We start from the raw sequence: 25,365 nt of genomic DNA, 5'->3' as shown, positions 1-25,365 counted from the left end.
GCGTAAAAAAGGTGATGTCAGTTTGGTTTTTCTGTCATCCACTGGTGCTAATCTTCGCGGGTTCGTCTGTCGTCTGCGACACAACGTCGCGCTTAAATGGAGCTTTACTTAAAACAACGGCCAACGCTCTGCGTGCAAGGCCGAGGGAGAGCGCGCCTGACGGACACATACTAATAACTGGGGGAAACACCAATGAGCACAAGCACTGCGGCTGGCAGTACCGCCGCACAGCCTGCGTTCCTGTCCAAGGAACGCATTATCGCCAAGCCGGGGTTCAACCGCTGGCTGGTTCCACCTGCCGCTTTGGCCATCCACCTGTGCATCGGCATGGCCTACGGGTTCTCGGTGTTTTGGTTGCCACTGTCTAAAGCGCTGGGTATCACCGCACCGGTTGCCTGTGCGCCGGACATGAGCTTCATCGCACAAGTCTTCTCCTCTCAATGCGACTGGCCCATCTCCATGCTGGGCTGGATCTACACCCTGTTCTTCATCTTCCTGGGCTGCTCGGCAGCGATTTGGGGTGGCTGGCTGGAACATGCCGGGCCGCGTAAAGCGGGCGTTGTTTCGGCCTTGTGCTGGTGCGGCGGCCTGTTGATCTCGGCGTTGGGTATCTATACCCACCAGATTTGGCTGATGTGGATCGGCTCCGGTGTGATTGGCGGTATCGGCCTGGGCCTGGGCTATATCTCGCCCGTGTCGACCCTGATCAAGTGGTTCCCGGACAAGCGCGGCATGGCCACCGGCATGGCGATCATGGGCTTCGGCGGCGGCGCGATGGTGGGTGCACCTTTGGCCGCAGCGCTGATGGGCCACTTCGCTTCGCCAACCAGCGTGGGCGTGTGGCAGAGCTTCGTGGTCATGGCCGTGATTTACTTCGTGTTCATGATCGGCGGCGCACTGTCGTACCGCGTTCCGCCGACCGGCTGGAAGCCTGAGGGCTGGACCGCGCCGGCGAAAAAAGCCAGCAATGCGATGATCACTCACCGTCACGTACACGTGAACGTGGCGTGGAAAACCCCGCAATTCCGTCTGGTGTGGCTGGTGCTGTGCCTGAACGTGTCTGCCGGTATCGGCATCCTCGGCATGGCTTCGCCGCTGTTGCAGGAAGTGTTTGGTGGCAAGCTGCTGGGTGTGGATGTACCGTTCGGCCAGCTGGATGCTGGGCAGCTGGCGTCCATCGCTGCCATCGCCGCAGGCTTCACCGGTTTGCTGAGCTTGTTCAACATCGGTGGCCGGTTCTTCTGGGCGTCGTTCTCTGACTACCTGGGCCGTAAAAACACCTACTTCGTGTTCTTCGCCCTGGGCTTTGCTCTGTACGCGCTGATCCCGAACCTGGGGCACCTGGGCAACGTGGCGCTGTTTGTGGCGGCGTTCTGCATCATCCTGTCGATGTACGGCGGTGGTTTTGCCACCGTGCCGGCGTACCTGGCCGACCTCTTCGGTACGCAAATGGTCGGCGCGATCCACGGTCGTCTGTTGACTGCATGGGCTGCTGCCGGCGTGTTGGGCCCGGTGCTGGTGAACTACCTGCGCGAATACCAGTTGAGCATCGGCGTTGAGCGTGCTGCGGCCTATGACATCACCCTGTACATCCTCGCTGGCCTGCTGGTGCTGGGTTTCCTCTGCAACCTGTTGGTGCGTCCGGTGGCCGACAAGTACTTCATGACCGACGCTGAACTGGCTGCCGAACAGGCGCTGGGCCATGACAAAGGGGCGGATGCTTCCACCTCGCTGGAATGGAAAGCAGCCTCCGGCACAGTGCCGTTGGCGATTGCCGCCTGGCTGGTGGTGGGTATTCCGTTGGCGTGGGGTGTGTGGGTGACCCTGCAGAAGACGGCGGTACTGTTCCACTGATACTCGGTTTTCCGGTGCCCTCTCATGCAAGGTGAGTGGGCGCCGGGCAGCTTAGTCCTGCTTCTTGTCAGGCAAGGTCCTGGCTGACGCGCCGCGCCATGGAATGCGTTGAAACCAGGGGCGCGGCACCGGATGAACAATCACCCGCAAGGCACGTGCATAGTCCATGACCAGGCCGGGTGTCCACGCCATGGTCATGGCGCGCTTGCGTACTTGCGCGGCAATCCACAACTCAGGCATGAGCAAGGTCTGCAGGACCGAGCGCCAGCGCTGGGACCGCTCCGACAGCACGCCATCCATCGATGCTTCCAACGCAAAGGCCACGCTGCTCGAACAGTTGCGGTAGGTCAGGTTGTAGGTGGCCTGTTGGCGATAATTATTCGAGAACTCGATCAGCGCTCTGCGGCTGTACTGGTGAAAAACGATCTTGCGGTCCGAGTCGCACCAGTTGGCCACTTCGGTGGCGTAGTCCGGCTGGAATGTGCCAGGCACGTCGTTGTTGCGCGTGGCCTTGAGGATGCGGAAGAACTCCGCCGGGGAGCGATCAATGTCCGCGACCGGGTACAGGCTCAGGTACACCGACGGCGACAGCTCAAGGGCTGCGTGCCCGGTTGAAATCACGCCTTGTGCATCCACTGCCGCAATGTAGCGATTGATGATCGGGCGAGGAATCGTCGCTGCGCCGGCGGTGCCTTCCGGCGTCCAGATATGCACGATCAGTGGGTCCTGGGCGTCAGACTCTTGCTCCAGGCGCAGCTCCAGCGGTTTTTGCGGTGGCAGCTTCTTGAAGTCCGACAGCAAATCCCTTGGCTCAAGCAGCTCAAACGTTGAAGTACCGTGGCGCAATCGCCTGACGCGATGCGCAATGCGTACGGTGTTGAAGCCGCTGACGATCATCAATGCACCGAGGAAAAACGACACCGTTGCACTGAGGGCGATGGGATAGGGACTGACCAGCAACCCCGCGAACGCCAACTGAGCGCCGCCGCTGATCAACGACGATCGCCAGTGCGGGAACCTGACGACCCAGGCCGAGCTGATGGTCAGCAAGCCGATCACGAAGTAGGTCAGGCCAAAGATGATCGCCAGCAGCAGGTGGCTATAGACATTGTTGGCAAGAATCAGCACGGCGACGAAGAAGAAAATGCCGCCCTTGAAATACAGCACAGCCCGCTGAGTACCCACGCCGCTGGACGCCACGCTGAGGGTGACAATGCTTTCCAGCAACAACATCAATCCGAATGCGCGCATCGGAAAGTACAGTGCACCATCCAGGCCGTCGTACATCACGCCCAGGCCCAGCGAGCCCCACAGGATGCCGACCAGGCCGAGAATCCAGAATTTGGAGCGGACGAATTCAACGCCGAACAGCAGTAAAGCAATCTGAATCATTAGGTACCCCTACAGGGAGAAGTAGGCTGTCACAGGCGAAGGTTCAGGAGTAGCGGCTGTTTTGCCAGTTGCCGACAATCACTTGGCCATGGGCATCACGCAGGGCGCCGGGGCTTTGGTCATAAAGGGTCAGCCAGTCACCGTTGCCCTTGTCGATGCGAAAGGCCAATGATGCGGCGCGCGTATGTGTTTCCGGTGACCAGTGGCGTTTGAGGCTGTCGCGGTCCTCAGGGTGTACACGCTCCAGGACCTGCTGCACGGTGTGCAGGGGCCGGGTGCCAACGTCCAGCAGCGTTTCAAGGTTGTCATCCCAGAGAATTTCCCCGGTTCCCGGGTGCAGTTGGTACATCACACCGATGCCTCCCAAGCGCCCGGTTTCCAGGTCGTAAGGTTTGGCGGATTGCCTCATCAAGCGTATTACCACCACCAGCAATGCCGTGATGGACAGGTAACTTTGCGCAAGCAGCAAGGGCTCGCCTTCCAACAGGCCAGGCACATAAAACGGCCCTGTCTTCTGGTCGGTGAAATTGACCACGATGCCGCCCAGCACCAGTAGCGCGATTGAACCGCCAGGGCTGCGCCACGTTATGCAAACGGCGAGGGTGAGGGCAATGGGCAGGCAGGCCAGGATGAAATACGCCGCGACGCCGGCGTCGATGCCCAGCCTATTGATGAGCCAGAGCGGGGTCGCCCCGAAAACGAACCAGGTGTTCAATGCCAGCAGGAGCAACCATACCCCGCCGGCCAGTTTCTCGCGCGTGCGGGTAGGAAAGTCGCGCAGGTTGCTGTTCAGTAGATTCATCACCACGACGGTTGAGAAGATCACGCCGCTCATGCCGGACATCCAGTTGGTCATGAACGTGTACGGTGATATTTCCCCGGCCAGCATCAGCCAGCCTTTCCTGATCAGTGCCAGTACGCAGCAAACGCCCACGGTTGCCAGCAACCACAGCAAAATGGCATGCAGTTCGTCGCCGCGCCGAGCGAAGCGCCGAACCAGCCAGGCAATCGCAACAGAGCCTGCCAGTGCCATCGCTGAAAGCGCCACGGCGGCCGGTAGATGTTGCCAGCCGTGTTCATCCAGCAGCACCCGTGCGACCAGAAACACCGCAAACAACATCGGCCAATGAGCGCGTCGCGAGCTGAGGAACGCCGACACGGAAATACCCGCCGGAAACCAGATAATCGCCATCTGCGAGACGGGATCTTCAAAGGCCAGCGACAGGACGCCGGTCACGTAGTAGGTCACCGCCCACAGGAGGAGGACGCCGCTGCGCTGTAAGACTGTCGGTATCGTCATTGTTGAATATTCATTAGGTTTTAAACATTGCGCTCATGTTACCGCGAAGCCGCTGGGGGGCACCGGGTAAATACGCTGGGCGCACCATCCTGGGGCGGTCACTTGTACGCACATGTCTATCGCCGACACTCCATCAGTCTTATCCCCTCCGATGTTTCTGTTTAGCGCCCGCGCCCCTATAATGGCTGCCTTTTTCGCCCAATGATTTTGCGGAGTTGGTGATGGCCGAACGTAAGGCGTCCGTCGAGCGCGACACTCTGGAAACCCAGATCAAAGCCTCGATCAACCTGGATGGCACCGGAAAGGCCCGATTTGATATCGGCGTACCTTTTCTTGAGCACATGCTGGACCAGATCGCCCGTCATGGGCTGATCGACCTGGATATCGTCAGCAAGGGCGACCTGCATATCGACGACCACCACACGGTGGAAGACGTCGGTATCACGTTGGGCCAGGCATTTGCCAAAGCCATCGGTGACAAAAAAGGCATCCGTCGCTACGGCCACGCCTATGTCCCGCTGGACGAAGCGCTGTCGCGTGTAGTCATCGACTTCTCCGGCCGCCCAGGCCTGCAGATGCACGTGCCCTACACCCGCGCCACCGTGGGCGGCTTCGATGTCGACCTGTTCCAGGAATTTTTCCAGGGCTTCGTCAACCACGCACTCGTCAGTCTGCACATCGACAACCTGCGCGGCACCAACACCCACCACCAGATCGAAACCGTGTTCAAGGCTTTCGGCCGCGCGCTGCGCATGGCCGTGGAGCTGGATGACCGTATGGCCGGGCAAATGCCTTCTACCAAGGGCGTTCTGTAATGCAGACGGTCGCGGTTATCGACTACGGCATGGGTAACCTGCACTCGGTGGCCAAGGCCCTCGAACACGTAGGCGCCGGCAAGGTGCTGATCACCAGCGATGCCAGCGTGATTCGCGAAGCCGATCGGGTAGTGTTTCCCGGCGTCGGTGCGATTCGCGACTGCATGGCCGAGATCCGCCGCCTGGGCTTTGACAGCCTGGTGCGTGAAGTCAGCCAGGACCGTCCGTTCCTCGGCATCTGCGTGGGCATGCAAGCCTTGCTCGAGCGCAGTGAAGAGAACGACGGCGTCGACTGCATCGGCCTGTTCCCGGGCCAGGTGAAGTTCTTCGGCAAAGACCTGCACGAAGACGGCGAACACCTGAAAGTCCCGCACATGGGCTGGAACGAAGTGCGCCGCACCGTCGACCACCCGCTGTGGCACGAAATTCCGGACATGGCGCGTTTCTACTTCGTGCACAGCTACTACATCGCCGCCGGTAACCCGCGCCAGGTGGTGGGTGGCGGGCACTACGGCGTCGATTTCGCCGCAGCGCTGGCCGAAGGTTCGCGTTTTGCCGTGCAGTTCCACCCGGAGAAGAGCCATACCCATGGCCTGCAATTGCTGCAGAACTTCGCCGCGTGGGACGGTCGCTGGTAAATGGCCAAGAAACCGAAGTTGCCGATCTTGAACCTCACGCCCGAGCAGGAGAGTGAGGCTACCCTCAAGATCAAGCGCTTCATGGAGGACCGCTTCGAGCTCAAGCTGGGCTCGTTTGAGGTCGCCGAGATTCTTGAGCTGTTCACCACCGAAGTGGCGCCGCACTATTACAACAGGGCGATTTTCGACACGCAGACGCTCCTTAAAGAAAGGTTCGAAAGCATCGAAAGCGACTTGTGGTCGCTTGAGAAACCCTGATTTCCCAAGCATTGCTGAATATCGAATAAGGTTTGCCAGATGCTGATTATCCCCGCTATCGATCTCAAGGACGGCGCTTGTGTACGCCTGCGCCAAGGCCGCATGGAAGATTCCACCGTGTTCTCCGATGACCCGGTGAGCATGGCTGCCAAATGGGTCGAAGGTGGCTGCCGTCGTCTGCATCTGGTGGACTTGAACGGCGCCTTCGAAGGCCAGCCGGTCAATGGCGAAGTGGTCACCGCGATCGCCAAGCGCTACCCGAACCTGCCGATCCAGATCGGCGGCGGTATTCGCTCCCTGGAAACCATTGAGCACTACGTCAAAGCCGGCGTGAGCTACGTGATCATCGGCACCAAGGCCGTTAAAGACCCAGCCTTTGTTGCTGAAGCCTGCCGCGCGTTCCCGGGCAAGGTCATCGTCGGTCTGGACGCCAAGGACGGTTTCGTCGCCACTGACGGCTGGGCTGAAATCAGCACCGTACAAGTGATCGACCTGGCCAAGCAGTTCGAGGCTGACGGCGTGTCCGCCATCGTTTATACCGACATCGCCAAAGACGGCATGATGCAGGGCTGCAACGTACCGTTCACCGCTGCCTTGGCTGCGGCTACCAAGATCCCGGTGATCGCTTCCGGCGGTATCCACAACCTGGGTGACATCAAGTCGCTGCTGGACGCCAAGGCGCCCGGCATCATCGGCGCCATCACCGGCCGTGCGATCTACGAAGGTACCCTGGACGTCGCCGAAGCCCAGGCTTACTGCGACGCCTACAACGGCTGAGGACTGACCATGGCGCTGGCCAAACGCATCATCCCTTGCCTGGACGTCGACAACGGTCGCGTGGTCAAGGGCGTCAAGTTCGAGAACATCCGCGACGCCGGCGACCCGGTGGAAATTGCCCGTCGTTACGATGAGCAAGGTGCCGACGAGATTACTTTTCTCGACATCACCGCCAGCGTCGACGGCCGCGACACCACGTTGCATACCGTGGAGCGCATGGCAAGCCAGGTGTTTATCCCGCTGACCGTGGGCGGTGGCGTGCGCACCGTGCAAGACATCCGCAACCTGCTCAATGCCGGTGCGGACAAAGTCTCGATCAACACCGCTGCGGTGTTCAACCCGGAGTTCGTGGGCGAGGCCGCGCAGCACTTCGGCTCCCAATGCATCGTGGTCGCCATCGACGCCAAGAAAGTCTCCGGCCCAGGCGAAACCCCGCGCTGGGAGATCTTCACCCACGGCGGTCGCAAGCCGACCGGCCTGGACGCGGTGGAATGGGCGATGAAGATGGAGGGCCTGGGCGCCGGTGAAATCTTGCTGACCAGCATGGACCAGGACGGCATGAAAAACGGTTTCGACCTGGGTGTGACCCGTGCCATCAGTGATGCGCTGGGTATTCCGGTGATCGCCTCCGGCGGCGTCGGCAACCTGCAGCACCTGGCCGACGGCGTGATCGAAGGTCACGCCAGTGCGGTGCTGGCGGCGAGTATTTTCCACTTTGGCGAATACACCGTCCCTGAGGCCAAGGCCTATATGGCGGCGCGCGGTATCGTCGTTCGCTAAACGCTGCTGGACACCATGGCAGGCCAGAGGCACTCTCTGCGCTTGCCATGGATTCCGGTAACTTTCATGTTCAAGACCTTGTTGCTCGCTCTCGCCTGTACCTGCGCGCTTATGGCCAGTGCTGTGCACGCTGAAGAACCGTCTGACGCCGCCCTGGTGTTGCTGACGGAAAACTTTCCGCCTTACAACATGGCGAAAAACGGTAAAAACTTCGCCAAGGACGAGAACATCGAGGGCATTGCCGTCGATATCGTGCGCGAGACTTTCAAGCGTGCCGGTATTTCCTACAACCTGACCCTAAGGTTTCCTTGGGAGCGAATCTACAAACTCGCCCTGGAAAAACCCGGCTACGGCGTATTCGTGATGGCGCGCCTCCCGGATCGCGAAGTCTTGTTCAAATGGGTCGGGCCCATCGGCCCGGATGATTGGGTGATGCTTGCCAAGGCTGACAGCAAAATTGAACTGACCACCCTTGAGCAGGCGCGCCACTTCAAGATCGGCGCCTACAAGGGCGATGCCATTGCCGAAACCTTGGAGAAGCAGGGGCTCAAGCCGCTGGTGGCATTACGCGACCAGGACAACGCGCAAAAGCTCATGGGTGGTCAGATCGACTTGTGGGCCACCGGTGACCCGGCCGGGCGCTACCTGGCGCGACAGGTTGGCGTGACCGGGTTAAAAACCGTGCTGCGTTTCAACAGTGCCCAGCTCTTCCTGGCGCTGAATAAAGACGTGCCGGATGAGGTGGTGGCCAAGCTCCAGGCGGCCCTCGATCAGTTACGGAGTGAGGGTTTCGTCGATCAGGTCATAGCCCGTTACCTCTAGCGGAGTCTGTGCATGAACGGCGTTTTCGTCAGGCAATGGTTCGACGGCGGGGTACTGGCTCATATACACGTGATCGCCATTGTTGTAACTGACGGTGGTTGACACTTGGCTACCGTCCAGTCGCAACAGGCGATATTCACTTTGCACTAAGTACCCGGCAATGGCGCTCCGCGGCGCCACATAAGCGATGATTTCCAGCGGCGAGGAATGGCTCCATCCTTTCACCGATCGTTGTGAATGCGTGAAGTCTCGCTCCAGGTGCGCGGAAAAACCCAACTCGAATGGGTGGGTGCTGGCGGGCCACGGCTTGCTGAGTTCGACGCCGGTCTCTACCGCCAGCGCTTTAGCGTTTTCTCCAATAGTGCCCTTGGCTGCCGTCCACATAGAGGGGCGGCTAGTGGCTTCGGTGTTGTGCTCAAAACCGACCAGAACGTGACGATCGGTCCGTTCCAGTTGATAGGTGGGCGAGGTCTGCAACTGTGCAATGCCCGTTAATGTCGGGTCATTTACAGTGAACCACGGCAGTTCGCACACCTGATACGTGGTCGTGGCGCCCTCCGGCGTTGGGGCCTCATAACCGCTGAGAACCGGCTGGGGCAGTGTGTCTCGCAAGGGGGCTGCCAGCGCCAGGCGCAGCGAATAGACTGGGAGGTTGGGTTTGGCATAGCTTTCACTGCCCGTGAAGGTGCTAGGTGCCAGGTAAATTTCACCGGCTGATGCAGCGGGAGGAGTGATCGACCACGTACTCAGGTCGTTGAGGGCGCCACTGCCTTCATCGCTCCAGATCATGTCACCTACTTGGCCAGGTTTCACCAGGTCGGCCCGTACACAGCGCACGGCATTGGGCGAGGGTTTGTCATATTCCACGCCACACACCAGCCCCATCGCCACGTAGCCTTGCGGTGGTAGCGGGCGCCATATGGATAAGTTGCGTAGTGCCCCGGTGGATTCATCGTGCCACACCAATTGGTAGTCTATCGGCGGACGCAGGGCTGTGCCGTCGACCTTGTTCGCGTCACTGACGACGGCGACGATCTTGCTCTGGTTGATATTGCTGTGGTGATCAACCGCAATATCGCCCAAGGAGAAAAATGCGCTTAGTGCGTCAGATGTCGTGCTGGGTCGCCAAAGGCCGACGTCTTTATGTGCGCCCGAACCCTTGTCGCTCCAGAGCGGAAGAAACTCGCTGGTAAAATTGATGAGCAGGTCATTGAATTGCAGAGGCTTCATTGGAGGCTCTCCCGTTGATTGGAGGAGCCACTATCGAAGAGCGAGCGGGGTGTCGAGCTGTATCTATTTAGGCACAGGACGATAAATGCCGTTTTCCCCATGCCCGGCCATGGCCTGATTGCCACGTACGCTGATCATCAACTTGATATCGATCCAGTCGACGCCCTGGGCCTTGAGCTTGGGTAGCTCGCGCTCCAGCACCGCCAGGGTTTGTGGATACGGGTGGCCGATCATCACCACCGAGCCTTGCTTGTGGGCCAGCGTGATCGCAGTTTGCAGTTGCGTGGTGATCGCCGCTTCGGTGCGTTCGTCATCAAGGAATACATCGCGCGAGACATGCGCCAAGCCAATCTTCTGCGCCTCGGCAGCGGCCACGGTCTGCGCGCTGGTGCGGCTGTCGACAAAGAATTTGTTGCGCCGTTGCAGTTCAGTCATCAGCCAAGCCATGGCCGCTGGCTGGGCGGTCATGCGACTGCCCATGTGGTTGTTGATGCCGGCGGTGTAGGGCACTGCCTGGAAGGCGGCGTCCAGGCGCTTGCCGAGCTCCTCGATGGACAGTTCCGGGTGCCAGGCGAACGGGCCGGTGGCCGGGTCCATGGGCATGTGCAGGATCACGATCTTGCCGGCCTTGTGGGCTTCGCGGGCAAATTCGGCGGCGTGGGGTGTGTCAGGCATGATCGCCGTGGTCACGGGCCCAGGCAGGGCCAGCACGCGCCGATCTCGGGGCAGGTTTTGCCCCAGGTCGTCGATGATGAGCGTCAGGTAGGCTTTGCGGGGCTCGCTGGCCGGGGTCGCGTGGGCGATCCCGGCCAGGCTGCACAGCACAGCGATGATTAGGGCAACACGCATATCAACGGCTGCGCGTAATGCTCAGGCCTTTAAGCAGGCTCAGTGCCTGGGCCAGTTGGTAATCATCGTCCTGGGGCATCGGCTTGGCTTTGGCATTGCTGCCGGTTGGCTGGTCGGCGCCGCCGTTGCCATTACCCAGGTGACCTTGCAGGTCAGCCTCTTTGTAATACTCGTTGTCGATCTCGTTGGTGATCTTGGCCTTGCGCACCTCGATGTCCGGGACAATGCCCTGGGCCTGGATCGAGCGACCGTTCGGCGTGTAGTACAGCGCCGTGGTGATTTTCAGCGCGCGGTCGTTATTCAGCGGCAATACGGTTTGCACCGAGCCTTTGCCGAAGCTGGTAGTGCCCATCAGCACGCCACGTTTCTGGTCTTGCAGGGCACCGGCGACGATTTCCGATGCCGAAGCACTGCCGCCGTTGATCAGCACCGTCAACGGCACGCCTTCGCTGAGGTCATTGCCGGTGGCCGAGAAGCGCAACTCGGAGTTGGCGATACGGCCCTTGGTGTAGACGATCAGGCCTTTGCTGATGAAATGGTCGACCACTTCTACCGCAGCCTGCAGCACGCCGCCCGGGTTGTTGCGCAGGTCGAGCACAATGCCGTTGAGCTTCTTGCCATTGTCCTTGCGCAGCTTGGCCAGGGCCTTGGCCACTTCGTCGCCGGTCTTGACCTGGAACTGGGTGATACGGATGTAGCCGTAGCCCGACTCCAGCAGTTGGCTCTTAACGCTCTTGACCGTGATGGTCGCGCGGGCCAGGGTCACGTCAAACGGGTTACCGCCGTCTCGCACCAGGGTCAGGGTGATTTTCTGACCGAGTTTACCGCGCATCTTGTCGACGGCTTCGGTCATGGTCTGGCCACGGGTCGGCTGGCCGTTGATTTTCACGATCAAGTCGCCGGCCTTGATACCGGCCTTGGACGCAGGGGTGTCATCGATTGGCGAGACCACTTTGATCTGGCCGTCTTCGGAGCCGACTTCAATGCCCAGGCCTCCAAACTCACCGCTGGTGCTTTCCTGCAATTCGGCAAAATCTTCCGGGCCCAGATAGGCGGAGTGCGGGTCGAGGTTGCTGAGCATGCCCTTGATGGCATTTTCCAGCAGGGTCTTGTCGTCTACGGGTTCGACATAAGCTGCCTTGATCCGGTCCATGACCTCGGCAAAGGTACGCAGCTCGTCCAGCGGCAGCGGCGCCTTGGTGGTCGCTGCCGTGGCGGCAGGCGCAGCCGGTGCAACCTGCTCGGCAAAAGCCAGAGGCGCACCGATCACCAGGGCGATCGTCAGGGCCAGCGAAGTGAGGCGGGACAAATGCAGCATGTCGAACGAACTCCTAATGTAGGTGCGGCCCTATCCTTGGGAACGGCACCATTGTGCAGGGTCGCTCGGGCGGCCCTGCTGACGAATAGCGAAGTACAGTGCCGGAGTGTTCTGGCCACCACTGTTACCGACAGTGGAGATGGATTCACCGGCTTTTACAACATCACCTGCCGACTTGAGTAAAGTCTGATTGTGGCCATAAAGGCTCAAATAGCCATTACCGTGGTCAAGAATTACCAACAAACCGGCGCCACGCAGCCAATCGGCAAACACCACGCGCCCACCGTGAACGGCGTGGACCTGGCTGCCGGCAGCGGCGCTGATCATCACCCCATCCCACTTCGCACGGGTGTCGTCGCCTCGGGTTTCACCAAAGCGTGCCAGCAGTCGACCATCAACAGGCCATGGAAGTTTTCCGCGCGCTGAAGCAAAAGGGCCGCCGAAGTTCTCGCCGGCGCTGGAAACCAGCGGACCAGACGCTGCACGCGCCGGTTTGCGCGGCGCCGGTGCGTCGGTGGTGGCAGCCAGCTCGGCTTCACGTTGGCGCTTTTTTTCTGCTTCCTGCTGGGCGATCAGCGCTTTTTGCCGCGCTTCTTCGGCCTCACGTGCCTGGCGGGCCAGGGTTTCCTCGATGGTTTTGAGTACTTTGGCCAGGTCGGCCTGGTCCTGCTCGCGAGCCTGCAGCTTGGCGTCGCGGGCTTTGACGTCGCTATTGAGTTTGGCCAGGGCTTGCTGGCGTTCTTTGCGCACCGTCTCCAGCTGGTCGCGCTGGGTGTCGAGGGCGGTTTTCTGATCGAGCAACTGCGACTGCTGGTCGGCAATTTCCTGTTCGACATTGGCCAGCTGGCGCAGGGTTTCGTTAAAACCCTTCAGCTGAGCAAGGCGTGCCTTGCTCAGGTAGTCGTAATAAGTCAGGGTGCGCGCGAATTTTTCCGGGTTTTGCTGGTTGAGCAGCAGTTTGAGGTATTCCTGGCGGCCGCTCTGGTAAGCGGCGCGGGCCTGGATCGCGATCAGGCGTTGCTGTTCAACGCGTGCGCTCTGGAGTTTTTTTTTCTCAGCGTCGAGTCGCTCCAGTTCCGACTCGCTCTTCTTTAATTCTTTTTGCAGCTCCTGGACCTGCTTCTCGAGCTTGCCCATCTCGGTCTCCGTGCCGCGCAGGTCTTTCTGCACACCGGATTTTTCTTCCTGGAGCTTACCGAGCAGTTTCTTCAGCTCGGTAATGTCCTGACGCGTAGCGTCCAACTGTTGTTGGGTTTGTGCGCGCTCATCGGCAAACGCCGGTTGGAGCAGGCAGACAAGAGCGAGGGAAATCAAGGCGCGAAGCATAGAGGCGGGCGACACCAGGGAAATGGACGGCCTAGTATGCCCGGCAAGCGCCGCAAAAAAAACGCCCAATTCGGGCTGGAAGGCAAGATAGGTGCCGAGTGGCGCTGGTATGGCAGAAAGACATCTGCCAAACGCTGGAGATCGAATGTGGGAGGGGGGCTTACTCCCGAAGGCGGTGAGTCAGTCAAATAGATGTCGACTGATCCACCGCTTTCGGGAGCAAGCCCCCTCCCACAAGGTTTTGCGGTGTGTCAGACCAGGATCGAAGTACCGGTCATCTCTTTCGGCTTCTCCAGCCCCATCAGCTTCAGCATGGTCGGCGCCACGTCCGCCAGCACGCCGCCTTCACGCACTTTCAGGTCGCGCTTGCCGACATAGATGAACGGCACCGGCTCGGTGGTGTGGGCGGTGTGGGCTTGACCGGTGGATTCGTCGGACATCTGCTCGCAGTTGCCGTGGTCGGCGGTGATCAGCGCTTCGCCCCCGACTTTCTCCAGGGCGTCAACGATACGGCCGACGCACAGGTCCAGGCATTCGACTGCTTTTACAGCCGCTTGCAGATTGCCGCTGTGGCCAACCATGTCGCCGTTGGCGTAGTTGACCACGATCACGTCGTAACGCTGGTGTTCGATGGCATCGACGATCTTGTCGGTGACTTCCGGCGCGCTCATTTGCGGTTGCAGGTCGTAGGTGGCGACCTTTGGCGACGGGATCAGGATGCGCTCTTCGCCTGGGAATGGTTCTTCACGCCCGCCGGAGAAGAAGAAGGTCACGTGGGCGTATTTTTCGGTTTCAGCGATGCGCAGCTGGGTCTTGCCGTTTTTGGCCAGGTAGTCGCCCAGCACGTTTTCCAGGCTGCCTGGGGCAAACGCCGACGGGGCCGGGATGTTGGCGGCGTATTGGGTGAGCATCACGAACTCGACTTTCGGCTGGCGTGCACGCTCGAAGTCTTTGAAGCCGGCATCGACGAACACGTGGCTCAGCTCACGGGCACGGTCGGCGCGGAAGTTCATGAACACCACGGCGTCGCCGTCTTCGACTTTCACGGGTTCGCCGAGGGTGGTGGCTTTGACGAATTCGTCGCTCTCGCCACGTGCGTAGGCGGCTTCCAGGCCTTCCTGGGCAGTAGCTGCGTTGAACTCAGCCTGGCCCTCGACGATCAGGTTGTAGGCTTGGGCCACGCGGTCCCAGCGGTTGTCGCGGTCCATGGCGAAGTAACGGCCGACCAGGCTGGCGATGCGGCCTTTGCCGAGTGCGGCGAAGGTGGCATCGAGCAGTTCGATGGACGATTGCGCACTTTTTGGCGGAGTGTCGCGGCCGTCGAGGAAGGCGTGCAGGTAAATCTTGTCGGCGCCGCGCTTGAAGGCCAACTCGGCCATGGCGACGAGGTGGTCCTGGTGGCTGTGGACCCCGCCGTCGGACAACAGGCCCATGAAGTGCACGGCCTTGCCGGCCGCAACGGCTTTATCTACCGCCGCGCAGAGGGTCGGGTTCTCGAAGAACTCACCGTCGCGGATCGATTTGGTCACGCGTGTAAAGTCTTGATATACCACTCGTCCGGCACCGAGGTTCATATGGCCGACTTCCGAGTTGCCCATTTGGCCGTCAGGCAGGCCTACGTCCATGCCGGAACCCGAGATCAAACCGTTGGGTACGGTGGCCGTGAGGCGGTCGAGTACTGGCTTGTTGGCCGAGTACACTGCGTTGTCGTGGTGGCTTTCACTGTGTCCGAAGCCATCGAGAATTATCAGGACCAAAGGTTTAGGCGTGGTAGTCATAGATCCTCTCGCGGCGCTAATAAAGGAAGGCAATCTAAAAGGGAGTAGCAGTTTAAAGCGAAGTTCAGACCACGTCACCGCTTTACGGGGGTTGGCCCCCCCTGACGGCTGTGTATACTTACCGCCATTTTAACGCCCTGGAACCTCCTTGATGGTTGATCACCTGATTGCATTTGCCACTGCCCACTACCTGCTCGCGGGTGCCTTCGTCATCCTGCTGGCGCTGCTGATCGCTCATGAAATGAGCCGCGGCGGCCGCAGCCTGAGCACGTCGGAGCTGACCGCGCTGGTCAACAAGGATGAGGCCGTTGTCGTGGATATTCGTCCGGTCAAGGATTTTGCCGCCGGCCACATCGTCGGCGCCCTGAACATTCCACAGGACAAGCTGATTGCACGCCTGGCCGAGCTGGAAAAATACAAAGGCAAGACCATCATCCTGGTCGACGCCCAAGGCCAGCACGCCGGCACTCACGCCCGCGAGATGCTCAAGACCGGTTTCACCGCCGCTAAACTGTCCGGCGGTATCGGCAGCTGGAAGGCCGATAACCTGCCGCTGGTGAAGTGATATGAGCCGGGTTGTCGTGTATTCCAGCGATTATTGCCCTTATTGCATGCGGGCCAAGGCCTTGCTTGAGAAAAAGGGCGCTGCCTTCGAAGAGATCAAGGTCGACGGCAAGCCCCAGGTGCGTGCCGAAATGATCAAGAAAGCGGGGCGCACGTCCGTGCCGCAGATCTGGATCGGCGAAAAGCATGTCGGTGGGTGCGATGACCTGTTCGCCCTGGAGTGCGTCGGTGAACTCGATGCGTTGCTGCTCGTCTGACGCCTAAACCCTAAAAGACCCCAAGATCAAGAAGGATCTGCGATGACTGACCAACAGAACACTGAAGCAGCAGAAACCCAAGGCCCACAGTTCTCTCTGCAGAGGATCTACGTGCGTGACCTGTCGTTCGAAGCGCCGAAAAGCCCGGCCATTTTTCGTCAGGAATGGACCCCAAGCGTTGCGCTGGACCTGAACACCCGTCAAAAGGCACTGGAAGGCGACTTCCACGAAGTCGTGCTGACCCTGTCGGTCACCGTCAAGAACGGCGAAGAAGTCGCCTTCATTGCTGAAGTGCAGCAGGCGGGCATCTTCCTGATCCAGGGTCTGGACGAGGCGTCCATGAGCCACACATTGGGCGCGTTCTGCCCGAACATCTTGTTCCCGTATGCCCGTGAGACCTTGGACAGCCTGGTCACCCGTGGCTCGTTCCCTGCGCTGATGCTGGCTCCGGTGAACTTCGATGCTCTGTACGCGCAAGAGCTGCAGCGCATGCAACAGGAAGGCTCGTCGACCGTTCAATAAGTCGATGCGCTAAAAATGTGGGAGGGGGCTTGCCCCCCGATTGCGGTGTGTCAGCTGAATAGGTGTTGGCTGACCCACTGCTATCGGGGGCAAGCCCTCTCCCACATTTGTTATGCGGTGTTATTTGAAGCCGAGCTGGCGCCAGCCTTCGTAGACGGCAACGGCTACGGTGTTGGACAAGTTCAAACTGCGGCAACCCTCGCGCATCGGCAAACGCAGACGATGGCCGTCGGGCAGCGCGTCAAGTACCTCGGCCGGCAGGCCACGGCTTTCCGGGCCGAACAGGAAGGCGTCGCCGTCGGCAAAGCTGGCATCATGAAACGGCCGCGAACCCTTGGTGGTGAACGCGAACAGCCGTGGTTGGCCCAGGCTTTCCAGGCAACTGGCCAGATCGGCGTGGCGCTTGAGCGTGGCGTACTCGTGGTAGTCCAGCCCGGCGCGGCGCAGGCGCTTGTCGTCCATGTCAAAGCCCAGCGGCTCGATCAAATGCAGGTGGCAGCCACTGTTGGCGCACAGCCTGATAACGTTGCCGGTATTCGGCGGAATTTCTGGTTGAAAAAGGATGACGTGAAACATGCACGGCTCCGAAGGCAAAGATGCGCTGCATTCTACCCCTGAAGACGACCCAAGACCGAAGCTATTGCCGAAGGTCATGGGCTCATTGGTGATTGTCGGTTTGATGATCGGTTTGATGATCGGCCGCTTGACCACACCGGACCCGGTCGAGCTGCAACAGCTCGAGACTGCGGCGGATGGCGTGGTGGTGTGGTTCAACAGCGAACCCAAGCTGCACGGCGAGCATATCGACGGCACTGTGGCGCTGCTGTTCGACGCGCTAGGCAAGGCGGCCAGCGGGCAACTCAAGGTCAATGACAAGGATGTGAACTGGCGCATTCGCAAGACCGATGGCGGCTTGCTGCTTAACGTGGTGGCGGCTCGGCCGTTGCGTGGGGAATGGAAAGGCGAGAAGGCCGATGGCCGCTGGCGGCTGCAGATCCATCTGCGTGAGGAATAAAAGAGGGAATCCCCGGCCTGCCTGTACCAAGGTTCCCAAAACGGGCGTGGGGCGCGACGCGTTCCGCATCAAGCACCCCGGGTGTAAAGAGGGGATTCTCGGCCTGCCTGTACCAAGGTCCCCGAAACTGGGTAGTACGGGGGTTATTGCAGGGCGCGTGCCAGAACTTGAAATTTGTGCCGAAAAGTTTCTTAAAAAAGCGCAAAGCCCCGGAATACGGGGCTTTGGTGGTTTAGGCTTTCAGGTGTTTTTCAGCCAGGCTGATGTTTCAGGGTTTGGATCGGTGCCCGATACCGGGTCATGGTGCATTGAAGCGGTGCACTGCCTCGAAACCTGTAGAGATCCTCATGTGGGAGCAGGCTTGCTCCCTCCCACATTAGAACTTCAGTGGAGCAAGAATGAGTGATCAGGCTTCATCGGTCTCGTCATCATCCCCACCATCCACCTTCATCCCCAGCTCCTTGATCTTGCGAGTCAGGGTATTGCGACCCCAGCCCAGTAACACAGCGGCATCGCGACGGCGACCGGCGGTGTGCTTGAGGGCGGTCTCGATCATGATCCGCTCAAAGGCCGGCACGGCACTGTCCAGCAGGTTTGATTGACCGCGTGCCAAGGCCTGATCGGCCCACTGGCGTAGCGCCTGCTCCCAGTTGGTCACCGGTGCCGAATCCTGCGGCAGGCTCAACAGCTCCGGGGGCAGGTCGCTGATATGCACTTCGCGGCCGGACGCCATAACGGTGATCCAACGGCAGGTGTTCTCCAGCTGGCGCACGTTGCCGGGCCACGGCAGGTTCTTGAGGTATTCCTCGGTCTCGCTTTTGAGCAGCTTCGGCTCGACGGCCAGCTCTTGGGCGGCGCGGCTGAGGAAGTGACGTGCGAGCGTCGGGATGTCTTCGCGACGGTCCGACATGCGTGGGATGTGGATGCGGATTACGTTCAGGCGGTGGAACAAGTCCTCACGGAATTTGCCCGCGTGCACCAAGGTTTCGAGGTTCTGGTGAGTTGCCGCAATAATGCGCACGTCGACCTTTACCGGCGTGTGCCCGCCAACGCGATAGAACTCACCGTCGGCCAATACGCGCAGCAGACGGGTCTGGGTGTCAGCCGGCATGTCGCCGATTTCATCGAGAAACAGCGTACCGCCGTCGGCCTGCTCGAAGCGGCCGCGACGCAGGTTGGCAGCACCTGTAAACGCGCCTTTCTCATGGCCGAACAGCTCGGACTCCATCAAGTCTTTGGGGATCGCCGCCATGTTCAGTGCGATAAAGGGCGAGGCCGCCCGCGGGCTGTGACGGTGCAGTGCATGAGCCACAAGCTCTTTACCAGTACCCGATTCGCCGTTGATCAGCACGGTGATGTTGGAATGGCTCAAACGCCCAATGGCGCGAAACACTTCCTGCATTGCCGGCGCTTCGCCGATGATTTCTGGCGTGCGGGTCAGCGCCGGTGGGGCTTCCTGGTTCTGTTGTTCCTGGGCGTGCTGGTTGGCGCGTTTTACCAGCGCCACGGCCTCGTCCACATCGAACGGCTTGGGCAGGTATTCAAACGCGCCACCCTGATAGGACGCGACAGCGCTGTCCAGGTCCGAGTGCGCGGTCATGATGATCACCGGCAGGCGCGGGTGCTGCTCGCGGATGCGCGCCAGTAAATCCAGGCCGCTGGCGCCAGGCATGCGGATGTCGGAGATGATCACGTCCGGCTGTTGGCGCGCCAGGCGGCTCATCACCCCGTCCGCGCTGTCGAAGCTCTGTGTGGTCATGCCTTCCTGTTGCAAGGCTTTCTCGAGGACCCAGCGGATAGAACGGTCGTCATCGACGATCCAGACAGTTTCACTACGGCTCATGTCGATGGGGCTCCTTGTTCCAGAGGCAGAAAGATCGAGAACGTGGTGTGGCCGGGATGGCTCTCACATTCGATCAGACCCTGGTGCTGGCTGATGATGTTCTGGGTAATGGCCAGGCCCAGCCCGGTACCGTCCGGGCGGCCGCTGACCATGGGAAAGAAGATGGTTTCCTGCAGTTCCGCAGGAATGCCTGGGCCGTTGTCGATGATCTCGACCTTGGTCACTAGGCGATGGCGCACGTGGCCAATGGTGAACTGGCGCAGGGCGCGGGTGCGCAGGCTGATGCGGCCCAGGCGCAGCTCGTTCTGACTGCTGATGGCCTGCATGGCGTTGCGCACAATATTGAGCACCGCCTGGATCATCTGTTCGCGGTCGATCAACACGTCGGGAATGCTTGGGTCGTAGTCGCGCACCAAGGTGATGCAGCCCTGGCTTTCGGCCTCGACCAGTTGGCACACGCGCTCCAGCACCTCGTGCACGTTAGTCATCGCTAAGGACGGCAACTTATTGGAGCCGAGCATGCGGTCTACCAGGTTACGCAGGCGGTCGGCTTCCTCGATGATGACGTTGGTGTAGTCCTTGAGGTTCTCGTCGGGCAGCTCGCGGGCCAGCAGTTGCGCAGCGCCCCGAATCCCGCCGAGGGGGTTCTTGATCTCATGGGCCAGGCCGCGCACCAGCATCTTGCTGGTTTCCTGTTTGGACAGCTGCGCTTCTTCTTTGGTGATGCGCAGCAGGCGGTCGCGCGGGTGCACTTCGAGTAGCAGCAGGGTGGCGCCGTTGCTCAGGATCGGGGTCACGGCGTAGTCGACGGTCAGGGTCTGGCCGGTAAGGGCGGTGAGCATCGCCTCACGCTTGGTAAACGGGTGTGCCTGTTCCACCGCTTGGCGCAACGAACTCAAGGCTTCGGCTGACTCGGTGAACAATTCGCTGATGAACTGCCCATGGCTGCGCTGGCCGCTGATGGCCAGGAGCATCTCCGCCGCCGGGTTCATGTACTCAAGACGCAGCTCGTCATTGAGTAATATGGTCGCGGTGGTCAGGTTGTCGAGTAACAAACGGTGCAGTGCATCGCTGATGGTCATCAGGACCTCTTTTGGAGCAAGGCGCGGGCTTGAGGCACACGCTGATACAAGGAAAATGCAAAAACCAAACCAAGGCTCCGAAAAGAAGCGTTTAAGCCGTGAAATAGGGGTTTAAGGCTCGAAACTGTGGCGTTATGCCAGCCTGCCCGGGAAGATTCGAACCAAAATGGGCTGTCGGGGTGGGAAGCGTGCGGCCTGTCGCACCAATATAGTGCAGTTTTGCGTGGTCTGTTCAGGAAGGTTTTTTGGGCGTGTTTTTTCGGTTGTTGAGGCAGGATTTGACGATTTCGCGTAACCCGCCGCTGTTATGGGGCAGGACGAATTCAGCGATCAGCGGCGAATCACCGGGAATGGCTGAAGGCAATGCCATCGTGATGATCTGGTCATGCGCTTTATTGTCGATCCACTCGCGTAGCTCTTGGCGATTGGCAGGCATGATGAATTTGAATAACACGCCGTGCTGCTGCGTGGGTTCTGCGCTGTAGTAGCCGTTCACGCGGTAGGTTCGCGCTGGGAGGGTCCCGGTAGTGAGGCTGAGCGGCCCAGATGACCGGGCGTCCGGGCCTTCATATATGTTGGGGTTGAAGTGCAGTTCGTCGGTGTGGGTGAGCAAGGAGATCATCGGGCGCAAGGGTGAGCTGTAACAGGCGACTTGCAGGATCGCAATACTGGTCTTTTGTGCGTGAGTGGCTTTGCCATTGATTCTGGCGTTGATAATCGTACTGTCTGGGTAAGGCGCCTCCACCGTCCAGGTATTAGGCTCGGCGTCGCTGTTGAGTTGTGCTTCAGTGAGAGCGCTGAGCAATAGCGTCAGGGAGCATAGGGACTGGCAGGTCAGGTTCATCGCGAAATACGTCGGCGGGTGGCGGCTGGACGCTGCATCGTAGGGGCTTGCTTCTGCGGGATGTATCAGACATTTCTGCGGTTTAGCGAGGATGCGGGAATGGGCCTTCATTGAAGAAGGCCTGGATCTTTCAAGGCGTATAGATGCACAGCTCGGCCGTGGCGCGGGCCATTGCGATCTGCATCAGCGGGTCGTGAAGCGGTTTGTGCACCGCCTGAGCCAGCCATTGCGGACACTGTGGGTTGCTGCGTAGCGGGCTGAAGTCGGCCAATTGTTGCAGCAGACGTTTTTGTAGTTGATCCAGTTTGGGGCGAATCGTGCCGACCAGGTCGGGGCGCGGCGTGTCGGGCGCCTTGCCCGTGAAATACCAGTCGGACAGCCGGGCGTATTGCACCAACTTGTTTGCTTCGATCTGGGCGCTGAAGAACTGCTCCGCCGCTTCAGGTGCCACTTTGTAGCTCGGGGCCTGGGCTCTCACGCTGGCGATCACATCTTGCTCGCGCGGACGATCTTCTACGGCCTTGTGGCTGTCCCATTTGCTCAGGGCGACTTGGTCAGCAATGGCCAGGCGCTCGGCGATGCTTTCGAGCAGTGGTGCGAGGGTAGGTGGTGCCGCAGTTGCTGTGGCGCTGACCAACAGCAGTGCGAGCGCAAATCGACGTTTCAATGGAGATCTCCTTGTGGGCGTGGGCTGGCTCCCGATGGCAGTGGGGCAGTGGGTATCTATTTGACGGATTGATTGCCATCGGGAGCAAGCCCCTCCCAAATTTTTATCGGGTTTGCAGGTGCGGCGCAGTGAGTTTGCACAAATCTCAGGCAAAAAAAAGACCTCCCGAAGGAGGTCTTTTTCATTGCGCCACGTTAAGCAGCGCTACCGGATCAGCAGCTGTAGTACAGCTCGTATTCCAGTGGGTGTACGAAGGTGCGTACTTTGATTTCTTCTTCGCTTTTCAGCTCGATGTAGGCATCGATGAAGTCGTCGCTGAATACGCCGCCTTTGGTCAGGAACGCACGGCCCTTGTCCAGTTCTTCCAGGGCTTCTTTCAGGCTGCCGCACACTTGTGGGATCTCTTTGGCCTCTTCAGGCGGCAGGTCGTACAAGTTTTTGTCGGCGGCGTCGCCTGGGTGGATCTTGTTCTGAATACCGTCCAAGCCGGCCATTACCAGAGCAGCGAACGCCAGGTACGGGTTGGCTGCTGGGTCCGGGAAGCGCGCTTCGATACGGCGAGCGCGTGGGCTGGACACGTAAGGAATACGGATCGAAGCGGAACGGTTGCGCGCCGAGTAGGCCAGCATTACCGGTGCTTCGAAACCTGGGACCAGACGCTTGTAGGAGTTGGTCGACGGGTTGGTGAAGCCGTTCAGGGCCTTACCGTGCTTGATGATACCGCCGATGAAGTACAGGGCGGTGTCCGACAGGCCGGCATAACCTTCGCCAGCGAAGGTGTTCTTGCCTTCTTTAGCGATGGACAGGTGAACGTGCATACCCGAACCGTTATCGCCGTACAGTGGCTTAGGCATAAAAGTAGCGGTACGGCCGTAGGCATCAGCTACGTTGTGTACGCAGTACTTGAGGGTCTGAACTTCGTCAGCCTTGGCCACCAGGGTGTTGAACTTCACACCGATTTCGTTTTGGCCGGCAGTCGCCACTTCGTGGTGGTGAACTTCGATGACCAAGCCCATTTCTTCCATGGCGTTGCACATGGAGGTACGGATTTCATGGTCGTGGTCGAACGGCGGAACTGGGAAGTAGCCGCCTTTGATGCCTGGACGGTGGCCTTTGTTGCCGCCTTCGATGTCCTGGTCGGACATCCACGAACCTTGTTCGGAGAAGATCTTGAACATGGAGCCGGAGATGTCGGACTTGAACTTGACCGAATCAAAGATGAAGAATTCTGGCTCCGGGCCTACGAATACGGTGTCGCCGATACCGGTCGACTTCAGGTATTCCTCGGCACGCTTGGCGATCGCACGTGGGTCGCGGTCGTAGCCTTGCATGGTCGAAGGCTCAATCACGTCGCAGACGATGATCAGGGTTGGGTCTTCGGTGAACGGGTCGAGCACGGCAGTGCTGTCGTCCGGCATCAGGATCATGTCGGAAGCTTCGATGCCTTTCCAGCCGGCAATGGAGGAACCGTCGAACATTTTGCCTTCTTCGAAGAACGCATCATCCAGCGCGTCGCGAGCCGGCATGGTCACGTGGTGCTGAGTACCTTTAGTGTCCGTGAAGCGCAGATCAATCCATTTAACGTCATGATCTTTGATGAGTTGAACCGACTTCGACATGGTGTCCTCCGGGTGGCTTCGGGCTGGGTAGTGGAGTTAGCCCTTAGAATGTGGGTGATGCCGGCGCGAATACTCGACCAAGGCAACCTGCCTCACAAGAGAGCAAATTGCATGCCAGTGCGCCAACATGGCCTTTTTGCCTCAAAATGGCCCCTGTAACGGTGCAATCCGCTGAAGTGCAATAAATAACGCACTGCAATGTAGCGTTAATTTGCGCAAATGACCCGTTTTGGTGCGCAGCATCAGCAATGCATATTAACTGGTTAAACCTTGAGCGATTTCCGCTATAATCCGCGCCCCCCTTTTTCAGCAGGTCCGGCGCGCGCTGTTTCCATGAAATTAATCGTTAAAGTGTTCCCCGAGATCACCATCAAAAGCCGACCGGTACGGATGCGTTTCATCCGTCAGTTGGCCAAGAACATCCGTGCCGTGCTCCGTGACTTGGACCCGGCTGTGGTGGTGAACGGCGTGTGGGACAACCTCGAGCTGGAAACCCGTGTCACCGACGCCAAAGCCTTGAAGGACATGACCGAGCGCCTGAGCTGCATGCCGGGTATCGCGCATTTCCTGCAGGTGGATGAGTACCCGCTGGGCGACTTCGACGACATCACCGAGAAGTGCAAACTGCACTTCGGCAATGAGCTTGAAGGCAAGATTTTTTCAGTGCGCTGCAAGCGCGCCGGCAAGCACACCTTCAGCTCCATGGACGTTGAGAAATACGTCGGCAGCAAGCTGCGTCGCGAGTGCGGTGCCGCCGGAATTTCCCTGAAAACGCCGCAAATTGAAGTGCGCATGGAAATTCGCGACCAACGGTTGTTTGTGATCCACAGCCAGCACAACAGCATCGGCGGCTACCCTTTGGGCGCCCTGGAACAGACCCTGGTGCTCATGTCCGGCGGTTTCGATTCCACGGTGGCGGCCTACCAGATCATGCGCCGCGGCCTGATGAGCCACTTCTGCTTCTTTAACCTGGGCGGGCGTGCACATGAATTGGGCGTGATGGAAGTCGCGCACTTTATCTGGAAGAAGTACGGCAGCTCCCAACGCGTGCTATTCGTAAGCGTACCGTTTGAGGAAGTGCTGGGCGAAATTCTCGGCAAAGTCGATAACAGTCATATGGGCGTAGTATTGAAGCGTATGATGTTGCGCGCCGCGTCCCGAATCGCCGATCAGTTGCAGATCGACGCATTGGTGACCGGTGAAGCGATCTCCCAGGTTTCCAGCCAGACGCTGCCGAACCTGTCGCTGATCGACTGCGTGACCGAGAAGCTGGTGCTGCGCCCGCTGATTGCCAGTCACAAGCAGGACATCATCGACCTGGCCGAAGAAATCGGCACGGCGGATTTCGCCAAGCACATGCCTGAATATTGCGGGGTCATCTCGGTGAACCCCAAGACCCACGCCAAGCGCAACCGCGTGGAGTACGAAGAACAACAGTTCGACATGGCGATTCTGGAGCGTGCGCTCGAGAACGCTAAAATGGTTCCGATCGATCGCGTAATTGACGAATTGGGCCAAGACGTGCAAATCGAAGAAGTCAGCGAAGCCCTGGCCGGCCAGATTGTCGTCGACATCCGTCACCCGGATGCCGCCGAAGATGAGCCGCTGGAAATCGCTGGCATCGACGTGCAAACGCTGCCGTTCTACGCATTGAACGCGCGTTTCAAGGAACTGGATAACAGCCGTCAGTACCTGCTGTATTGCGACAAAGGCGTGATGAGTCGCCTGCATGCCCACCATTTGCTCAGTGAGGGGCATGCCAATGTGCGCGTTTATCGACCGAGCTAAGAGCCCGGGGCTGTTTGCCTGTGGCCT

Annotated in this window: 25 protein-coding genes; 12 read left to right on the top strand and 13 right to left on the bottom strand. The window is 59.6% G+C overall.

The genetic code is table 11. The features are described 5' to 3' along the window. The first annotated feature begins 192 nt into the window (after positions 1–192). Positions 193–1,854, top strand: a complete 1,662-nt coding sequence (locus tag FW764_RS09750) for an OFA family MFS transporter (RefSeq protein WP_446433740.1) — start codon at positions 193–195, stop codon at positions 1,852–1,854. A 51-nt stretch (positions 1,855–1,905) separates the two neighbouring features. On the opposite strand, the gene FW764_RS09745 is transcribed toward FW764_RS09750, so the two are convergent. Continuing rightward, positions 1,906–3,246, bottom strand: a complete 1,341-nt coding sequence (locus FW764_RS09745; protein WP_446433739.1) for an HdeD family acid-resistance protein — start codon at positions 3,244–3,246, stop codon at positions 1,906–1,908. 43 nt (positions 3,247–3,289) lie between these two features. Then, on the bottom strand, positions 3,290–4,546 hold the full coding sequence (locus tag FW764_RS09740) for an MASE1 domain-containing protein (protein ID WP_446433738.1): 1,257 nt from the start codon (positions 4,544–4,546) through the stop codon (positions 3,290–3,292). Positions 4,547–4,767: 221 nt separating this feature from the next. Between FW764_RS09740 and hisB the strand changes: the two genes are divergently transcribed. From hisB to FW764_RS09710, 6 genes are all read left to right on the top strand, one after another. Then, positions 4,768–5,361, top strand: coding sequence for an imidazoleglycerol-phosphate dehydratase HisB (hisB, locus tag FW764_RS09735; protein ID WP_003218037.1), 594 nt, complete (start codon positions 4,768–4,770; stop codon positions 5,359–5,361). After that, positions 5,361–5,999, top strand: coding sequence for an imidazole glycerol phosphate synthase subunit HisH (gene hisH, locus FW764_RS09730; RefSeq protein WP_446433737.1), 639 nt, complete (start codon positions 5,361–5,363; stop codon positions 5,997–5,999). Before hisB ends, hisH begins: the two co-directional genes overlap by 1 nt. Beyond that, entirely contained in the window at positions 6,000–6,257 is a 258-nt protein-coding gene (locus FW764_RS09725) for a DUF2164 domain-containing protein (protein ID WP_159953725.1), read from the top strand. It begins immediately after the preceding gene. A 39-nt stretch (positions 6,258–6,296) separates the two neighbouring features. After that, the gene (gene hisA / locus FW764_RS09720; protein ID WP_003187784.1) at positions 6,297–7,034 is read left to right on the top strand and encodes a 1-(5-phosphoribosyl)-5-[(5-phosphoribosylamino)methylideneamino]imidazole-4-carboxamide isomerase; all 738 of its coding nucleotides are present in this window, start codon (positions 6,297–6,299) and stop codon (positions 7,032–7,034) included. A gap of 9 nt (positions 7,035–7,043) precedes the next feature. Beyond that, positions 7,044–7,814 carry an imidazole glycerol phosphate synthase subunit HisF gene (gene hisF / locus FW764_RS09715; RefSeq protein WP_003171107.1) on the top strand — a complete coding sequence of 257 codons (771 nt, stop codon included), beginning with the start codon at positions 7,044–7,046 and terminating at the stop codon, positions 7,812–7,814. Positions 7,815–7,880: 66 nt separating this feature from the next. After that, the gene (locus tag FW764_RS09710) at positions 7,881–8,636 is read left to right on the top strand and encodes a substrate-binding periplasmic protein (protein ID WP_446433736.1); all 756 of its coding nucleotides are present in this window, start codon (positions 7,881–7,883) and stop codon (positions 8,634–8,636) included. Here the strand turns inward: FW764_RS09710 and FW764_RS09705 are convergent. The 5 genes from FW764_RS09705 to gpmI form a co-directional block, all read right to left on the bottom strand. Continuing rightward, positions 8,589–9,866, bottom strand: a complete 1,278-nt coding sequence (locus FW764_RS09705; RefSeq protein WP_446433735.1) for a Vps62-related protein — start codon at positions 9,864–9,866, stop codon at positions 8,589–8,591. The genes FW764_RS09710 and FW764_RS09705 overlap by 48 nt on opposite strands. 63 nt (positions 9,867–9,929) lie before the next feature. After that, the gene (locus FW764_RS09700; protein WP_446433734.1) at positions 9,930–10,715 is read right to left on the bottom strand and encodes a divergent polysaccharide deacetylase family protein; all 786 of its coding nucleotides are present in this window, start codon (positions 10,713–10,715) and stop codon (positions 9,930–9,932) included. Position 10,716: 1 nt separating this feature from the next. Continuing rightward, entirely contained in the window at positions 10,717–12,033 is a 1,317-nt protein-coding gene (locus tag FW764_RS09695) for a S41 family peptidase (protein ID WP_446433733.1), read from the bottom strand. A gap of 30 nt (positions 12,034–12,063) precedes the next feature. Beyond that, complete coding sequence (locus FW764_RS09690; RefSeq protein WP_446433732.1) at positions 12,064–13,359, bottom strand: murein hydrolase activator EnvC family protein; 1,296 nt, start codon at positions 13,357–13,359, stop codon at positions 12,064–12,066. Between the two features lie 251 nt (positions 13,360–13,610). Further along, on the bottom strand, positions 13,611–15,137 hold the full coding sequence (gpmI, locus tag FW764_RS09685) for a 2,3-bisphosphoglycerate-independent phosphoglycerate mutase (protein ID WP_446433731.1): 1,527 nt from the start codon (positions 15,135–15,137) through the stop codon (positions 13,611–13,613). A gap of 151 nt (positions 15,138–15,288) precedes the next feature. On the opposite strand from gpmI, the gene FW764_RS09680 reads away from it, so the two are divergent. Genes FW764_RS09680 through secB form a run of 3 tightly spaced genes read left to right on the top strand, consistent with a single transcriptional unit; the run spans position 15,289 to position 16,480 of the window. Continuing rightward, positions 15,289–15,702 carry a rhodanese-like domain-containing protein gene (locus FW764_RS09680; RefSeq protein WP_058413145.1) on the top strand — a complete coding sequence of 138 codons (414 nt, stop codon included), beginning with the start codon at positions 15,289–15,291 and terminating at the stop codon, positions 15,700–15,702. Position 15,703: 1 nt separating this feature from the next. After that, positions 15,704–15,958 carry a glutaredoxin 3 gene (gene grxC, locus FW764_RS09675; RefSeq protein ID WP_446433730.1) on the top strand — a complete coding sequence of 85 codons (255 nt, stop codon included), beginning with the start codon at positions 15,704–15,706 and terminating at the stop codon, positions 15,956–15,958. A gap of 42 nt (positions 15,959–16,000) precedes the next feature. Continuing rightward, positions 16,001–16,480, top strand: coding sequence for a protein-export chaperone SecB (gene secB, locus FW764_RS09670; protein WP_083355711.1), 480 nt, complete (start codon positions 16,001–16,003; stop codon positions 16,478–16,480). A 120-nt stretch (positions 16,481–16,600) separates the two neighbouring features. Here the strand turns inward: secB and FW764_RS09665 are convergent, their stop codons facing one another. Further along, positions 16,601–17,056, bottom strand: a complete 456-nt coding sequence (locus FW764_RS09665; protein ID WP_446433729.1) for a tRNA (cytidine(34)-2'-O)-methyltransferase — start codon at positions 17,054–17,056, stop codon at positions 16,601–16,603. On the opposite strand from FW764_RS09665, the gene FW764_RS09660 reads away from it, so the two are divergent. Then, on the top strand, positions 17,055–17,495 hold the full coding sequence (locus FW764_RS09660) for a hypothetical protein (protein WP_446433728.1): 441 nt from the start codon (positions 17,055–17,057) through the stop codon (positions 17,493–17,495). The two genes, FW764_RS09665 and FW764_RS09660, sit on opposite strands and share 2 nt — an antisense overlap. A gap of 406 nt (positions 17,496–17,901) precedes the next feature. Here FW764_RS09660 and ntrC read toward each other — a convergent pair whose 3' ends face one another. From ntrC to glnA, 5 genes are all read right to left on the bottom strand, one after another. Further along, on the bottom strand, positions 17,902–19,338 hold the full coding sequence (gene ntrC, locus FW764_RS09655; protein ID WP_446433727.1) for a nitrogen regulation protein NR(I): 1,437 nt from the start codon (positions 19,336–19,338) through the stop codon (positions 17,902–17,904). Further along, complete coding sequence (gene glnL, locus FW764_RS09650) at positions 19,335–20,420, bottom strand: nitrogen regulation protein NR(II) (RefSeq protein ID WP_446433726.1); 1,086 nt, start codon at positions 20,418–20,420, stop codon at positions 19,335–19,337. Before glnL ends, ntrC begins: the two co-directional genes overlap by 4 nt. 232 nt (positions 20,421–20,652) lie before the next feature. Beyond that, a complete protein-coding gene (locus FW764_RS09645; RefSeq protein ID WP_446433725.1) occupies positions 20,653–21,375 on the bottom strand; it encodes a hypothetical protein in 723 nt (240 codons plus the stop codon). Between the two features lie 19 nt (positions 21,376–21,394). Then, complete coding sequence (locus tag FW764_RS09640; RefSeq protein ID WP_446433724.1) at positions 21,395–21,931, bottom strand: chorismate mutase; 537 nt, start codon at positions 21,929–21,931, stop codon at positions 21,395–21,397. Positions 21,932–22,143: 212 nt separating this feature from the next. After that, positions 22,144–23,550, bottom strand: coding sequence for a glutamate--ammonia ligase (gene glnA, locus FW764_RS09635; RefSeq protein WP_034117297.1), 1,407 nt, complete (start codon positions 23,548–23,550; stop codon positions 22,144–22,146). 333 nt (positions 23,551–23,883) lie between these two features. On the opposite strand from glnA, the gene thiI reads away from it, so the two are divergent. Then, complete coding sequence (gene thiI, locus FW764_RS09630) at positions 23,884–25,338, top strand: tRNA uracil 4-sulfurtransferase ThiI (protein ID WP_446433723.1); 1,455 nt, start codon at positions 23,884–23,886, stop codon at positions 25,336–25,338. The last annotated feature ends 27 nt before the right edge of the window (positions 25,339–25,365 follow it).

The organism is Pseudomonas sp. 1152_12, from assembly GCF_052850675.1.
Note: the sequence above shows the minus strand (reverse complement) of the source record. Positions and strands in the feature narration are given on the sequence as shown.